Source organism: Stenotrophomonas maltophilia group sp. Smal17 (assembly GCF_030237045.1).
Lineage (GTDB): Bacteria > Pseudomonadota > Gammaproteobacteria > Xanthomonadales > Xanthomonadaceae > Stenotrophomonas > Stenotrophomonas forensis.
This window is the reverse complement of sequence record NZ_JASJSU010000037.1, coordinates 1-14,325: the sequence shown is the minus strand read 5'-3', so window position 1 is coordinate 14,325 and position 14,325 is coordinate 1. Positions and strand designations below refer to the sequence as shown.

The 14,325-nt window shown below is 64.4% G+C and carries 18 protein-coding genes and 1 riboswitch; of the genes, 9 read left to right on the top strand and 9 right to left on the bottom strand.

The features are described from left to right. Nucleotides 1-28 precede the first annotated feature (28 nt). The 6 genes from QRO93_RS11740 to ribD all read left to right on the top strand — a co-directional run bounded on the left by QRO93_RS11740 (nucleotide 29) and on the right by ribD (nucleotide 3,757). On the top strand, nucleotides 29-448 hold the full coding sequence (locus QRO93_RS11740; RefSeq protein ID WP_164087430.1) for a hypothetical protein: 420 nt from the start codon (nucleotides 29-31) through the stop codon (nucleotides 446-448). 27 nt (nucleotides 449-475) lie between these two features. Continuing rightward, on the top strand, nucleotides 476-898 hold the full coding sequence (locus tag QRO93_RS11735) for a hypothetical protein (RefSeq protein ID WP_180878756.1): 423 nt from the start codon (nucleotides 476-478) through the stop codon (nucleotides 896-898). Between the two features lie 96 nt (nucleotides 899-994). Next, nucleotides 995-1,432 (top strand): hypothetical protein, encoded by a 438-nt coding sequence (locus QRO93_RS11730; protein WP_180878755.1) that lies wholly within the window; start codon nucleotides 995-997, stop codon nucleotides 1,430-1,432. 113 nt (nucleotides 1,433-1,545) lie between these two features. Then, the gene (locus QRO93_RS11725) at nucleotides 1,546-1,977 is read left to right on the top strand and encodes a hypothetical protein (protein ID WP_180878754.1); all 432 of its coding nucleotides are present in this window, start codon (nucleotides 1,546-1,548) and stop codon (nucleotides 1,975-1,977) included. A 94-nt stretch (nucleotides 1,978-2,071) separates the two neighbouring features. Then, the gene (nrdR, locus tag QRO93_RS11720) at nucleotides 2,072-2,593 is read left to right on the top strand and encodes a transcriptional regulator NrdR (protein ID WP_004154186.1); all 522 of its coding nucleotides are present in this window, start codon (nucleotides 2,072-2,074) and stop codon (nucleotides 2,591-2,593) included. 45 nt (nucleotides 2,594-2,638) lie between these two features. Further along, nucleotides 2,639-3,757 (top strand): bifunctional diaminohydroxyphosphoribosylaminopyrimidine deaminase/5-amino-6-(5-phosphoribosylamino)uracil reductase RibD, encoded by a 1,119-nt coding sequence (ribD, locus tag QRO93_RS11715; protein WP_258010930.1) that lies wholly within the window; start codon nucleotides 2,639-2,641, stop codon nucleotides 3,755-3,757. Nucleotides 3,758-3,796: 39 nt separating this feature from the next. Here the strand turns inward: ribD and QRO93_RS11710 are convergent, their stop codons facing one another. The 3 genes from QRO93_RS11710 to QRO93_RS11700 form a co-directional block, all read right to left on the bottom strand. After that, complete coding sequence (locus QRO93_RS11710; RefSeq protein WP_053448776.1) at nucleotides 3,797-4,570, bottom strand: hypothetical protein; 774 nt, start codon at nucleotides 4,568-4,570, stop codon at nucleotides 3,797-3,799. Then, nucleotides 4,567-5,229 (bottom strand): hypothetical protein, encoded by a 663-nt coding sequence (locus QRO93_RS11705; RefSeq protein WP_180878753.1) that lies wholly within the window; start codon nucleotides 5,227-5,229, stop codon nucleotides 4,567-4,569. The genes QRO93_RS11710 and QRO93_RS11705 overlap by 4 nt, the downstream gene beginning before the upstream one ends. A 104-nt stretch (nucleotides 5,230-5,333) precedes the next feature. Beyond that, nucleotides 5,334-5,660: an energy transducer TonB gene (locus tag QRO93_RS11700; protein ID WP_219626160.1), complete on the bottom strand. Its 327-nt coding sequence runs from the start codon at nucleotides 5,658-5,660 to the stop codon at nucleotides 5,334-5,336. Nucleotides 5,661-6,181: 521 nt separating this feature from the next. Here QRO93_RS11700 and QRO93_RS11695 point away from each other — a divergent pair. Beyond that, the gene (locus tag QRO93_RS11695; protein ID WP_180878752.1) at nucleotides 6,182-7,279 is read left to right on the top strand and encodes a hypothetical protein; all 1,098 of its coding nucleotides are present in this window, start codon (nucleotides 6,182-6,184) and stop codon (nucleotides 7,277-7,279) included. A gap of 41 nt (nucleotides 7,280-7,320) precedes the next feature. Here the strand turns inward: QRO93_RS11695 and QRO93_RS11690 are convergent, their stop codons facing one another. The 6 genes from QRO93_RS11690 to QRO93_RS11665 all read right to left on the bottom strand — a co-directional run bounded on the left by QRO93_RS11690 (nucleotide 7,321) and on the right by QRO93_RS11665 (nucleotide 12,064). Beyond that, a complete protein-coding gene (locus QRO93_RS11690) occupies nucleotides 7,321-8,205 on the bottom strand; it encodes a hypothetical protein (protein WP_180878751.1) in 885 nt (294 codons plus the stop codon). Between the two features lie 169 nt (nucleotides 8,206-8,374). Next, nucleotides 8,375-9,136, bottom strand: coding sequence for an Imm52 family immunity protein (locus QRO93_RS11685; protein WP_180878750.1), 762 nt, complete (start codon nucleotides 9,134-9,136; stop codon nucleotides 8,375-8,377). Continuing rightward, the gene (locus QRO93_RS11680) at nucleotides 9,133-9,885 is read right to left on the bottom strand and encodes a Tox-REase-5 domain-containing protein (RefSeq protein WP_180878749.1); all 753 of its coding nucleotides are present in this window, start codon (nucleotides 9,883-9,885) and stop codon (nucleotides 9,133-9,135) included. Before QRO93_RS11680 ends, QRO93_RS11685 begins: the two co-directional genes overlap by 4 nt. 12 nt (nucleotides 9,886-9,897) lie before the next feature. Then, a complete protein-coding gene (locus QRO93_RS11675) occupies nucleotides 9,898-10,731 on the bottom strand; it encodes a DUF4123 domain-containing protein (protein ID WP_285304222.1) in 834 nt (277 codons plus the stop codon). Further along, on the bottom strand, nucleotides 10,728-11,174 hold the full coding sequence (locus QRO93_RS11670; protein ID WP_258010928.1) for a PAAR domain-containing protein: 447 nt from the start codon (nucleotides 11,172-11,174) through the stop codon (nucleotides 10,728-10,730). The genes QRO93_RS11675 and QRO93_RS11670 overlap by 4 nt, the downstream gene beginning before the upstream one ends. 269 nt (nucleotides 11,175-11,443) lie before the next feature. Further along, a complete protein-coding gene (locus QRO93_RS11665; RefSeq protein WP_053448782.1) occupies nucleotides 11,444-12,064 on the bottom strand; it encodes a hypothetical protein in 621 nt (206 codons plus the stop codon). Between the two features lie 230 nt (nucleotides 12,065-12,294). Further along, a riboswitch (FMN riboswitch) is annotated at nucleotides 12,295-12,439 on the top strand. A 74-nt stretch (nucleotides 12,440-12,513) separates the two neighbouring features. On the opposite strand from QRO93_RS11665, the gene QRO93_RS11660 reads away from it, so the two are divergent. Both QRO93_RS11660 and ribB read left to right on the top strand, forming a co-directional pair. Further along, nucleotides 12,514-13,149, top strand: a complete 636-nt coding sequence (locus tag QRO93_RS11660; RefSeq protein ID WP_180878748.1) for a riboflavin synthase — start codon at nucleotides 12,514-12,516, stop codon at nucleotides 13,147-13,149. Then, on the top strand, nucleotides 13,146-14,246 hold the full coding sequence (ribB, locus tag QRO93_RS11655; protein ID WP_285304221.1) for a 3,4-dihydroxy-2-butanone-4-phosphate synthase: 1,101 nt from the start codon (nucleotides 13,146-13,148) through the stop codon (nucleotides 14,244-14,246). Before QRO93_RS11660 ends, ribB begins: the two co-directional genes overlap by 4 nt. Nucleotides 14,247-14,325 lie beyond the last annotated feature (79 nt).

Below are 14,325 nucleotides of genomic sequence, written 5' to 3'. Positions count from 1 at the left end.
TCTGACCCCGGCATCGGAGCACCCGCGCATGGACGAGCGCCGCCTCAAGTACCTGTATGCCGCTCTTGCGGCGGTGTTCGGCCTGCCCAGCCTGTTGATGGGCGGCGCGGCGGCGACGATGCTGCTGCTGATGGGGCTGGGCCAGTTCGGCCATGGCACCTTGGCCTCGGTGACCGTGATGCCGCTGTGGGGCCTGGCCGGCATTGCCGGCTGCCTGGCCTGGCTGTGGCTCAGCGCGGGCTATCTGCTGCAGGGGCGGGCCGGACTGCAGGTGCGCGCGGTGTGGTGGTGGCTGCTGCTGGCCGGTGGCCTGGCCGCACTACCGGTCATCTGGCTGGCCGCGTGGATCGGATGGCAGGAGGTCGGCTCGGCGTTGGAAGTGCTGATGCTGGGCCCGTCGCTGCTGGTGCCGGCCGCGATGCTGGTGTGGCTCAAACGCCGCGCATGATGAGGCCCATGGAAGGAGACCGGATGCATGGATGAGCATCTGCACAAACGGATGGTTGCGGTGGGCGGTCTCGTGCTTGGCCTGCCTGCACTTGCTGCCGGCGGAACCGTCGCGGTGCTGGGGCTGATGGTCGCGATGGACGGCAAGTACCTGTCTGGCAACGAACCCACGTTGCTGCTGCTGTGGTCGCTGGGCGGGATCATCGGCCTGCTGTCATGGCTGTGGCTGAGCGGTGTATTCCTGCGGCGCGGCTGCGATGGCCTGCGGCAATCGTCGCCCGTGGCGTGGGTGGGCTTGCTGCTGGGCGTCCTCGCCGCGCTGGCTGTGGTCGCCGTCACGCTGCATCTGGCGTTCAAGGACGGCGAATTCGCGCTGTTGAGCTACCTGGGCCTGGGGCCGCCGTTCCTGTTGCCGGCCGCACACCTGGCGTGGTTGCGCTGGGGGACGTGAGCCGGTTATCCGCGCGCCGATTTTTAAGACAAGTTGCATGGTAGTGGGCGCGCGACCTGCCTAAGCTCCCAGCGGTCTTCACGGTTGGGATACCCCATGAATCCGCTGGGTCGCCTTGCGCACGTCAGGTTGCGGTGGCATCTGTTGCTGTTTTCCATTCCGTGCGCGTTGGTTGGCGTGCTGGCCACATGCGCGCTCTTTATGGTGTGGCTCGCCAGGCCGCAGCCATCCGAAGCGTTCCTGATGGCTGCCGCCAACTGGGTGGTGATGTCGGTCTGGAGTGCCTATGCAGCTGTAGTGCTGGGCGACAGCTGGCGGACTGCGGGTGTGGAAGGGCTACATTCGCATGCAGGCTTGCTGGAGGCGCTGCCCATCGTTTCTGCCTTCCAGGCCGCGGCGGCCGTGGCGATGCTGTTCACGGCCATTGGGTGGGAGCCAGCAGCTCTGCTGTATACCCCCTTCCTGATGACTATTTGCGCCCCATGGGCCAGTTTGAGCTGGCATATGCGGTGGCTTTCAAGGCAGGAGGAGTAAAGCCTTCGGCGTGCGTGTCGTCATTGCCGCTGGGACAGCACGACCCGCGGTTTCAAAGAAATTGCATGGTTTGCTGGGGAAAGCCGGCCTAGGTTTCCTGCATGGACACCCCAATGCGCACCGTGCGCCGTCGACACGGCCTCTATCTGCTTCTTCATAGCTTGTTATTCTCCATTCCCTGCGCATTGGCTGGCCTGGCGGGCCTGCTAGTGCTGCTGTGGGGATGGGCACATGGCAGCGGTAAGGGAGCATTTCTCGCATGGGGTGCGGCTTGGGGTGTGCTGTCCGTGGCAGCGTGCATTCTTGTTGTCTGGCTGGCAAATACATGGCAGATGCGTGGACCAGACGGATTGAAAGCGGCCGCGCCAATGCTGGTGGCGCTGTTTCTGCTGTCTGCCGCTCAGGTTGTGTCCGCATTGATCATGACGGTCCCGGGCTTTGGATGGGAGCCGATTCTGCTGGTGTTGGCGATGGGTTGGGGAGCTCCCTGGCTCAGCCTTGCCTGCCACTTCCGATGGCTGGCAAAGGGCGGCGGGCCTGAGTGAAGAAGCGCGGAGATTGCTGCTGCGCCCCTTCTCAGGTACCTTTGCGACGCTGCCACGACCGTGGCCGCAGGTCTTCTCGCGAGCCAGGCGTTCCATGTATTGCCCCTTCTGCCAGCATGCCGATACCCGGGTCATCGACTCGCGCGTCTCCGAAGACGGCGCGACGATCCGTCGTCGGCGCGAGTGCGAGGCCTGCAACGAACGCTTCAGCACCTTGGAAACGGTCGAGCTGAAGCTGCCGGCCATCGTCAAGAGTGATGGCACCCGCGAGGCCTTCGACCAGCGCAAGGTGCGCGCCGGCTTCGACCGCGCGCTGCAGAAGCGCGCCGTGCCCGAAGAGAAAATCGAAGCAGCGGTGCGCGCCGTGGTCCACCAGCTGCGCATCAGTGGCGAACGCGAAGTGCCTTCCATCAAGGTCGGCGAGTTCGTGATGAACGAACTGCGCAAGCTCGACCATGTGGGCTATGTGCGTTTCGCCTCGGTGTACCGCAGCTTCGAGGATGTGGCCGATTTCCGCGAGGAGATCGAGAAGCTGGAGCGCGAGCTGCCTTCCAGCACCGAACAGCTGCAGCTGCTGGGCGATGTGATCGCCCTGACCAAGAAGAAGAAGGGCTGACGCGCTGGTGGGTGCCAACCTTGGTTGGCACAGAGACCGCATGGCATGGATCCACGCTGGCGGCGTTACCATGGTGGCATGACCACCCCGTTCTCCGTCCTCGACCACCTGCACATGGCCAACGCGTTGCGTCTGGCCGAGCGCGGTGCCTATACCACCCGTCCCAACCCGATGGTTGGCTGCGTCATCGCCCATGGTGAACGCGTGGTCGGGCAGGGCTGGCACCAGCGTGCCGGTGGGCCGCATGCCGAAGTATTCGCGCTGCGCGAGGCCGGCAGCGAAGCGCGCGGTGCCACCGCCTACGTCACGCTGGAACCCTGCGCGCACTACGGGCGTACACCGCCCTGCGCCCTGGCCCTGATTGAGGCTGGCGTATCGCGCGTGGTCGCGGCGATGCGCGATCCGTTCCCGAAGGTCGATGGCGGTGGCTTCGATCTGCTGCGCGAGGCCGGCATCGACGTGGCCGAGGGTTTGATGGCCGCGCAGGCACGCGAGCTCAACAAGGGCTTCCTGTCGCGCGTGGAGCGCAACCGTCCGTGGTTGCGGGTGAAGCTGGCCGCCAGCCTGGATGGCCGCACCGCGATGGCCGACGGCACATCGAAGTGGATCACCGGCGCGGCGGCGCGCGAAGACGTGCAGCACTGGCGCGCACGTGCGGGCGCCATCCTCACCGGCGCCGACACCGTGCTGGCCGACGACCCGATGCTGACCGTGCGCCTGGCCGATGCCGAAGTGATGCCACCGCTGCGCGTCGTGCTCGATTCGCGCCTGCGTTCGCTGGAATGCAGCCGCGTGCGCGAGGGCGGGGCACCCACGCTGTACCTGCACAACGCGGTCGTCAGTCCCCCTGATGCGGCCGACGCCTTATTCGCCAGCGTGGCGCTGCGCCATGGGCATCTCGATCTGGGCGCGGTACTGGCGCTGCTGGCCGAGCGCGGCATCAACGAAGTGCACACCGAAGCGGGCGCGACCCTGGCTGGCGCGCTGCTGCGCGGTGGCTGGGTAGACGAACTGCTGTTGTACCTGGCGCCCACGTTGCTGGGTGACAGCGGCCGCCCGCTGCTGGCCGGCCTCGGCATCGATGCGATGGACCAGCAGCGCCGCCTGCGCGTGGTCGATCAGCGCCAGGTGGGCGAGGACCTGCGGTTGCTGCTGCGCGCGTAATGCTCTGGTAGGTGCCGACCTTGGTCGGCACTGAGGCCTTTACTCCGCATCCCGCTCCATCTCAGCAAAGGGATCCACCCGTTCTGCTGGTAGTGCCGAGTACAGCACTGATGTCAGGGATCTCAGGTTGTAGGCGTCGGGGAAGTAACCGGTATCAGGATCTCCAGTCAGCATCGCCTCACCCGTCATCGTGCGCTTCTCGCCGCTTTTGAGCATTGCCGCCCATGTGCGGAAGGCATATTTCGTGCTTTTGCGCATCTTTCTCAGAATGGCCGCATCCGTCACCTCACCGCTCTCAGTGTTGAAAGCCGGCACCTGGCAGCTGAACTGCACCATGATCTCCGTGACTTTCTCTTTTTCCCGCAAATACTGCGAAGCCGCTCGTGTCCCCGTTGCCCTGCATTGGGTGCCTGCATACGCATCGGTCATCAACGTGCCGTACTCATGGGCGGACTTGGCAGAGAAGAGTTTGAACTGGACCAGCCCGTCTACCATTGACTGGACAAGTGCCGGAGCATACTGATGCAGGTCCGCTACCGATTCCGCCTCGTAGTGATTGATGTCCACCATTGAGCGATGCAGCTTTGCACTCGCATCGGCGTCACTTTCCAGTACCGCCTTGGTAAAAAGCTCGAACGCCTGTTCGGGGCTGATCGAGGGCTCTGCCGCAGCATGCCCGGCAACTGCGATGCACAGAGCGAGGGGAACGCACAGTGTTCGCATGATTGCCCTGGCAACAGGCAGGGCGACGTGCGTGTTGGGTGCGCTGGCCTGATCCTGTTGGCTGACATCAGCGGTCCGGGCGGCTGTCATGGCTGACCCTGCGATCGGGTGTGACCGGCCAGCAACAGCATCGGCATCGTGGACTGGATCAGCGGAGTAAGCAGCGCTTGCCCATCGACGAAAAAGTAGTTGCCGTTTGCATCAGCCGTGAGAGTGACGGTATCGGTAATCGAGCGTCGGGGCAGCGTTGGCACCGTGGTTGTAATCAGCCCATAGGCGAATGATGCGTCGGCCCTCATTCTGCTGATGACTTCGTCGGTCAACGGAGGTGCCGCCGCGTCCCAGTCCGGAACCTGGCAGCGGAATGACAACGTCACCTGCTGGAGGCCCTGCGCGCTTTCATTGACAGGCACTGCCGACGTCGCGCGGCAGTGGCTGCGCAGGTACGTCGACCTGATCACTTTTCCGAGCGCCGCGGCGAACTCGGGCGGGACGTCGTCGTCAATCTCGCCCTTCGCAAGCGCCTCAACCATTTCTGGAACGAGGCGCGCAGCCTTGACTGCGAGCAGGGCGTCGCCATGCTGGGCAGCGTGCATGGCACGGTGGAGGGTGTCGCCCGCCTCAGCATCACTTTCAAGCAGTGCCCTGGCAAACAGGTCGAACGCCTGCTCAGGGCTGAGCTTTCCGGTCGGCGTTGCATGTGAAGCAAAGGGGATGAAGAGCAGGAGCAGGAGGCACGGAATCCGCATTGGAACGTCCCGTTGGAAGGACTGCCAGCCTCACCTCGGAATCGGGCAGGATCCATGCAATAAGTACGAAAGGCATGGCCTGTGGCCGCTGGCCAGGCGCGGCATCAACGAGGTGGAGACCGAGGCGCAGACGCCTCTGCCTGTGGCGCTTTGCCGCTCTGCGGCCAAGTCACGACGTTGAAGTGGAACCATGCCTCCACATCGCCGCCGGTGTCGCGGCCGTCGCGGTGTGCGGGCAGATAGCACCAGTCCCTGGCAGCGGCCATCGCCGCCTCGGCAAGCTGGGGATGGCCGCTGGACTCCAGTACACGGATTCCGGCCAGTCGGCCAGTGGCCTCCACCCGCATCTGCAGGTGTACCTTGCCGCTGCTGCGCACCCTGTCGGGAAAACGCGCCGGGTGGGCAGCCTGGGTCGTGGGTTCGATCGCCACCGAGTCACCCCGCTGGGTGAACACACTGCAGTCAGCTCGTGCTGTGAATACCTTGCGCGGGGGAGAGGCGTACCGTCGCAGGCAGGCCACGATGTCGTCATCCTCCGTGCAACGCGGGGCATCGGTCTGCAGCCTGCTGCGTGCAGGCTCGCGCGCGACGTCGCTGTCCGCTTGCTGCAGGCAGGCGGTTAACGCAAACAGCGCTGGTAGAAGTCCAGTCCATCGCGCGTTAGGTGGCATGACCATCTCCGGTATGAGCCTTCCAGGCGTGGGTGTGTTCATGGGCATCCTGGCAGAGCGTGACGGCGACCGCTGTGGCGAATAGAGGCATGTACAGGGCAAGGCAGTGCTGTGAATCGATCAGGCAGCATGCAGCGGCGAATTCCACTTGACCATGCAACACGTCTGAAAATGACCGGGCGACGTCACGCCGATCTTGATGCCGTTATTTGCAACAATCTTCATATCAAACCGTGCACTACGCACGCACAGTCACCGGCTGTCTCCCGTCGGTAACTGTCATGCTGCACCCAAACCGCAATCTGCTGCTTTCGGCGCTGCTTCTGCTCGGCGTGTCAGCTTCGCCTGTCGTGTCCGCAGATGAGGAAGCGCCGGCTCCCGCGCGTGCCTTCACACAGGCACAGGCCCTGCAGGACCTGACCGCCATCATCGAATGCCGTGCGCCTGCTTCGGTGCCGAAGCAGTTGTCGCCCCACTTGTGGGCGGTCGCGTTGGGCAACGAGGTCACACGCCCATTCGATACATGGGCTGTTGTCGAGCAGCCCAACGCGTCACTGCACGAGGTGGCCCTGCCCGAACCGATCACGGTGTTCGGTCACTCAACCACGCGCATTGCTGTTCTTTCCGAGGCAGTGATGGCAATCATCGAGGGCGTCACGCTGGAGGAGATGTCGCGTCAGCTGGAGATGCGGCCACTGAGTGCAACGGTGGCGCCGCACATCCACGTGCGGGAGCTGTCACTTCGCAACAGGGGCGACATCGGATTCCAGGTACGCTCGCTGACCGCATCGCGCATTTCCAGCCACCCCAATGCGGTGCTGCTCGGTTGTGAGGATCGCTACGACACACGCATGGAGCAGTTGCGCAGGCGCGGCAAGGAACCTGACGTGGTGTTTGCTTCGGGGGTGGATGTTGCCACCGAGCTCGATGACGTGCTGACCTGCAGGGCCGATGCGCTGCGCAACTACACGGCGGGCTGGGCGGTAGGCATGTCAGCGCACACCACTGACGCGCGCTTCAAGGGCTGGAAGGATGGGGAGGACAAAGAGGGCTATCGCTGGTGGACGCCGCCGGCGCCGGTGATGATCGCCGGCAGGCCCGTCTCACGCTTCGTGAAGGTGGGCTTGACCCTGTACGCGGAACTCGACGGAGACATCGCCCCGGCGCTGGCAGAAGAGTGGGCTCTTCCCTCTTACGATGGCTGGGACGAAGCCGCCTTTGTCGGCTTCCACGATACCGACACCGCTGCCGACGGGTGGCTGGAAGACCGCGCGCGCATCGTACGTGCCTGGGGACAGGGCAAAACCCTGCACGGCTGCGAGTACCAGCAGAATCGTCCGGAGTTCGGCGAACATCCGGACGACGATGACGAAGCATGACGGCAGCTGGGAATCGCCGGGCAATGCCCGGCGTTACCGGCTCACGCGCACGTGTCGGTCCACATCATCTCGGCGATCGGGCGCAGAGCCTTGCACTCCTGCGTCATTTCATCGGCCGATTGCACCTGTGCCTTGGCCTTCAGTTCCTCGGCCATCGCGTCCACGCCGCTGATCTGGTCCGGGGCGATCTTCGCCACGCAGCTGCGGTGCTGCTGCAGCAGCAGGTCGCAGCTGGGCACGCCGGTCACCTTCGGTGCGCTGGCCGCCTGCGCGTCCTGCATCCAGTCCTCGAACGGCGCCAGTGCACCGGCTACGGTGCCGACCAGATCATCGAAATTGCCGCTGTACCAGTAGCCGTTGTCCTTGGCCGGGTACAGGGTGAAGGTGCCACTGACCGGCACGCGCGCGCCCGTCTGCAGCGCCTGCGTGTAGGCATCGATGAACTGCTTGCGCACGGCCGGGCTGGCATCGGCGGCCAGGCTGGCGGCGAACAGCGGGCGTACCTTGCCCAGGTCGGGCACCTGGCAGCTGAAACTGATCCGCGCCAGCTTCTGGTCTTCCACGTATTCGTTGTCTTCGATCACGCTCTGGGTGGCGCGGCACTTCGAATCACGCAGGGCCTTGGCATACAGCGCTTCGGTGGCGGCAGCGTCCACCTTGGCGCCGGTGCTGGCCAGCACGGTCTGCCAGGGTTCGGCCAGTGCCTTGGCCAGCGCGCCCGGGGTCGGGGTCACGGCGTCCTGGCCTTCGAACGCGGGCTTCAGCGCATCGTTGAGCGTGCGGGTGGCGGCGGCGTCGTCTTCCAGCAGCACGCGTGCATACAGGTCGAAGGCCTGCTCGGGCGACAGCGTGGCCGGGGCGGCGGTGGCAAACAGCGGGGTGCACAGCAGGGCGCTGGCCAGCAGCGTGCGGATAGGGGTCTTCATGACGGAGTTTCCTGTTCCAGAGGCGCGCAAGCCTAGCGCACTTTGCATGCGGTCCAACGGGCATCCTTCGCGGCCCAGTAGAAATGAATGGAATTCGCGCATTCTCGGCGGTGGATCGTTGGCAAATGCCAGGTCTCCATGCCACGGCTACCCGCCGCCGTCGGACGCCTCACTCAAGCAGCGACGGATCGATGACATCCAGCAGCCCCGCGTTGGCCATGCGCAGTTCCACCTGGTGCACGCGCTTGAGGTGGTCCGGGTTGTGCAGGTCGAAGGGTGCATCTACAGCCACGATGATCGTGCCCCTGCCTTTCACCACTTCGATGACGGCGGCTTCCGGAATGAACCTGCGTGGCACCAGCTCAGGGACGAAGCCCATCCAGCCCAGCCAACGGCGGTGGGGGAACAGCCTGTGGTTGAGGTAGTAGGTTTCATATCCCTTGCCTTCAGGCTTCGGTCCCACGACATCCGTTGAGATGAACTCGACTTCGATTGCCTGCGCTATCGCCGCAACGCACCTACGTACGATGATGGGTGCTTCGGACTCACCGAATGCTTTGATCGGAGCATCGATCTCCATCGTCAACTGGCCAAACCAGGGCCAATAGTTGATCGTGGCACACCCCGGAGCCTTCCATTCCTTGTGCGTTCTCGCGGTGGTCAGGTTGGCGCCTGCGCCCGCTGCAGAGGGGTCTGTCGGGTACTCATCACCGTCCTGCCGCGCGTTGATTGCAAGCATCTCGATGAACCGCGATTTTTCGGAGAATGGAACTGGGCCATTCCCGCGTGAATGTTCCACCCAACCATTCAATGCAGGACTGACCTCGGAAAGCGCATGGAGCACTTCGCTGAGTCGTTCGTAGACTGTTGGGGCGTCTAGTGTTTCATCAGGTATTGAGCAGTAGATCTCGCATCTGTACATGCTGTTCATGGTGTGTGCCTGAGATGGCTTGAGAAGGCCCTGAAGGATTTTTGTGCCGCGGAGAAGCACTCGGCTTCAAGAAAATGCCATTCAAGCTTGGCGGGTTTGCCAAGAGACTGGATATGTCGCCTTTGAGAGTTGAGCTGTCGCGCCCAACTTTCCAAGACTGTGGGCCTGCTCGACGATGCCCAACGGTGCAGCTTTCCTTCCTCATCAAAGAACTGCTTGTAGTGCCCCTTCGCCTCCACAACGGTGCATCGGCTCCGCCAGAACCCATCAAAGCGGATACCGCCGTGGTTCCACTCGGTAACGGTAATTTCGTTCTTGCCCTTGCGACCCGTCAGTCTCAGACGAGCGCGGTCCAGTCCAGTGCCGCCGTAGGTATAGGTGAACACTTCCGGACCTGCCAGGTGATTGGCGATGCGCAGCTGGTAGTCGAAGTCGCGGTACTGCTTCAACGGGATCGTATAGTTGGCAGGTACCAGAAAGCCCTGCGCCAGCTTGCAGGCATTGCAGTCGTTCTGGTTGCGGGTCTGCGAGCAGTCGGTGTCGCTGGACTCCACCCGTGGCTCGGTCCTGGAATCGACGCTGGTACCTGCTGCTTCCTTGATGCTGTGCCAGACCTGGCCGAGGGTAGGGCTGTCTGCGATATTCCCAGGCGGCCCGCCAGGCGCGTGCCCGGGAACATCCTGAGTGGGGTCCCAGCCACCCGGGGTTGTTACCGGGGGCAAGGGCAGTGGTAATGGGAGGGCGCCCATGGTCGGCTCCTTTCAGTCGGCCAGAAAGCGGGAGGCAAGCAGCGCCAGCAGATCGGCTGCCGTTGCATTGGCATGGAGGGTCCGCTTGAACCATACGGCGGTCACCGCGTGGTTGCGAAGTCCTGGTGCCCAGGCCACGTCGGCCTTCACCCATCGCACTACCGTGGGCAGATGGGTGATATGCAGTGACGTCACCGCATGGCGGTAGCTTGCGTACACCGCCTGCATGAGCGCTGCATCGTTCAGATGTGCAGTTTCATCGGGAAATTCGCTACGTGTCTCGTCCGAGAGTGGTCTGCAGAATGTGGCCGCGTCCGGCAGACAGAGCATCGCGTACTGTTCAACGCTCAGTGTCAGCATCATTGGCGCCTGCAGCTCCAGTTCGCTGCGGGCCAGCGTCCATGTCAGGCCGCCCATGGTGATCTGCCACGAGTTGATCGGTCCGAATAGTTGCCGTTGTTGCTGCGTCGTCAGTACGTCGCGGTAACGCAGCCACGCGCGCGGGTCGTAGTAGCGCATCAGCGCCAGCGATCCATCGGGAAGGGCGATGTCGAGCTGTGCGTGCAGATGGTGGAAGAGCTCCTCGAACGGTGCGTCCGAGAACAGGCAGGTCGACCCTGCACGCTGCCGGCCGAGCTGCCGCAACCAGTGATGGATGGGCCGTTCGATGGCGCCTATCGGTAGTTCGAGCAGATACGGTGAAGCGAATGGGAGGTCTTCTTCGGGTTGTCCTGTGAACAGTGAGCGATGCATCAATGCGTTCTGCGCGGCATGGTGATGCAGCTGCGCTTCGCGGCCCTCGTCCGGCGCACAGTCCAGCAGTGCATAAGCGTATTGGCCGCTCACGCACGCACCAGCAATGGGGCGGCACTGCTGGCCGCAGCCCGCAGACATTCCAGACAGACCGCAGGTTTCAACGCAGACAGCTGTATCGGTGCCGGGGTGGAGGGTTCATCGCGGAAGGTGGCATCGGTGACATACACCAATCGCTGCTGGGTCGAAATCAGCGGACAGCCGCAGGCGAGGTGGTGCCCGTGCAGCGCGACGGGATGTCCGTCGATGAGCAGGGTAGGGTCACCCTGCACGATCGGAAAGATGCCTTGATGCAGCGGGCAGGTCGCGCGGTCACCTTCGCGTGCTACCGCCTTGCCTTCGATATCGGTATGCGGCGATCCGGTGATGACGCGCCCGTTGCTGCGGGTGCTGTCGCCTACGACGATCCAGTGTCTTTTCATGACGCGATGCGGGTTGCGTTGCCTGCGGCAGAACATGCGGCGCCGCGTGGGCATCAGACAAGGCCGTCGGTTTGCCGTGATGTCTCCAGAGGCGTCGCCAACATCGCTAACGTGCCGAGATCATTGAAGTCTTCCGCAATGCCACGTCGCGGTGGCCCGCAATGCCTTTCGTACTATTCCTAGCGCCGCTCAGTGCAGTGCGCGTGCAGGGCTGCGGAAAGCGACACACGTTTCGTCTCGTACCGCGGCGTCGCGGTGGAGGCCAAAAAAAACGGGCCCCTTGCGGGGCCCGTTCGATCGCACGACGAGGAGCGATCGTTGGATCAGAAGCTGGCGCGCACGCCGGCCGAGTACTGGGTGACGTCACGGTAGCCGGAGATCTCGCCCACCAGGCCCCAGGTCCTGGTGAAGTTGATCTGGCCGCCCAGGGTGCCCACCCAGGTGCCCTTGAAGTTGTTGCCGCCATCCATGTAGCCGGTCTTGACCCAGGCTTCGGTCTTGGGCGAGGGCTTGCCGCGCAGGCCCACGGTGACGCGGCCCAGGTTGGTGTGGTCCTTGAAGCGCTCGGAGTAGCCGTAGTAACGATCGGTCAGCTCAACGTTCTGGCGCACCCAGGCGGCGTCGGCGGTGAAGTCGACGCGGTCGGTCCACGGCATGTGGTAGCCGATGCCCAGCTCCGGCTGGTCCAGTTCCAGCTTCAGCGAACCGTCGTTGTAGTGGTAGGTCTTGCGGGTACGCGACCAGCCGCCGAACACGTGCACCTGCTCGGAGAGTGCGAACGAACCGCGCAGATAGGCGCCGTCGACCTTGGGGTCGTCCAGTGCGTTGTCGTCAACCTTGACCTGCGTCCAGCCGCCTTCCACATAGGTGTAGCTCAGGGCGTCAGCCGAAGCCGAGAAGGGGGCGGCGGCCAGCAGAGCGGCCACGATCAGGATCTTGCGCATGGGAATTCCTGTGAATTTCAGTCCATTGGCGAGCCGGCCCTGCGGGCGGCCCGTGGCGACCTCATGTCGTCCGGCGACGGATTTTAATGAAAATTTTACAGAATGCGAGCTGCGGGGCGAAGCCGTGGCCAGCAACGCGACGCCGGTCACAGCTGAACGAGGGATGGCCCGGCCCTGCGCGACCCCGGCAAGGCGACTGGTACACTACCGGTGCCGGTTCGCCGGTACACAAACGTCTTCAGGGCGGGGTGCAATTCCCCACCGGCGGTAGGTGCGCAAGCACGAGCCCGCGAGCGCCCCGGCCCACGCCGGGGGTCAGCAGATCCGGTCCAATGCCGGAGCCGACGGTCATAGTCCGGATGAAAGAAGACGGTGCCACAGGGCTCATGCCCTGCGCGCGCCTGTTTGCCTTGCGGCGTTTTTCGCTCACTTTTCGCGGAGAACGTTACTTGTTTACTGGAATCATCGAAGGCGTCGGCCGTCTGGCCGCACGCGAGTCCATCGGCGGCGATGTCCGCTTCACCTTCAATGTCGGGAATCTGCCGTTCGACCACGTGCAGATGGGCGAGAGCATCGCCATCAACGGCGTCTGCCTCACCGTCATTGCTTTTGACGCCAGCAGCTTCCAGGCCGATGCCTCCACCGAAACCCTGGGCCTGACCACGCTGGGCCAGCTGGACGAGGGCGCGGTCATCAACCTGGAGCGCGCCATGCGCCCGACCGACCGCCTCGGTGGCCATCTGGTCAGCGGCCACGTCGATGGCCTCGGCCAGGTGCTGTCCATCCACGAAGACGCGCGCGCCCAGCGCTGGCGCTTCGCCGCGCCGGCCTCGCTGCGCCGCTACATCGCCAAGAAGGGTTCGATCTGCGTGGACGGCGTCAGCCTTACCGTCAACGAAGTGGATGACGAAGGTTTTGAAGTCGCCCTGATCCCGCACACCGTGGCCAACACCGCCTTCTCCGCCTCGGGCGTGGGCAGCGCGGTGAACCTGGAAATCGACCTGGTGGCTCGATATGTGGAAAGGCTTGTCAGCCTGCCGGCCAGCGGCCGGCAGCTACCGTCTGAAGAGGGAGATGCCGCATGAATTTCGCCCCGATTCCGGAAATCCTGGAAGAGATCCGCCTGGGCCGCATGGTGGTCATCGTCGATGACGAAGACCGCGAGAACGAAGGCGACCTGATCATGGCCGCCGAGCTGGTCAAGCCGTCGGACATCAACTTCATGGTCACCCACGGCCGTGGCCTGGTGTGCCTGCCGCTTACCCGTACCCGCGCCGCCGACCTCGGCCTGGCGCCGATGGTGCAGGCCAATACCGCGCAGTTCCAGACCAACTTCACGGTCAGCATCGAGGCCGCCGAGGGTGTCACCACCGGCATCTCGGCGCACGACCGCGCGCACACCATCCGTACTGCGGTGAAGCCGAATGCCAAGCCGGCCGACCTGCACCAGCCGGGCCACATCTTCCCGCTGATCGCCCAGCCGGGTGGCGTGCTGACCCGTGCCGGCCACACCGAAGCCGGCGTCGACCTGGCCATGCTGGCCGGGCTGGAGCCGGCCGGCGTGCTGGTGGAGATCCTGAACCCGGATGGCAGCATGGCGCGCCGCCCGGAGCTGGAAGTGTTCGCCCGCGAGCATGGCCTGAAGATGGGCTCCATCGCCGATCTGATTGCCTACCGGCTGGCCACCGAAAAGACCGTCGAGCGCGTCGATGAGCGCGACATCGACACCGAATTCGGCCCGTTCAAGCTGGTCACCTACCGCGACCGCATCGCCCACGACCTGCATTTCGCCCTGGTCCGCGGCACCCCGGACGCGGAAAGCCCCACGCTGGTGCGCGTGCAGGTGGAAAACCCGCTGGCTGACCTGCTGCACTGGCGCCGCGACGATTTCGGCGTGGCCGCCACCGATGCCCTGCGTGCGATCGATGCCGAAGGGGCGGGCGTGATGGTGGTGCTGTCGGCCCCGCGCGACGGCGAGGCCCTGCTGGCCCGCCTGCGCCAGCAGCCGGCGCCGGTGGTGCCGGGCAAGGACAAGGATGTGGGCCAGTGGCGCCGCAACGGTGCCGGCGCGCAGATCCTGTCCGCCCTGGGCCTGGGCAAGCTGCGCGTGCTGGGCACCCCACGCCGCCAGGTCGGCCTGGCCGGGTACGGCCTGGAAGTGGTGGAGACGGTCACCCTGTAATGGGTAGTGCCGGCCGTTGGCCGGCAACCGCATCCCCGGTAGTGCCGGCCAGCGGCCGGCACTACCGGTGGGTGCCGAC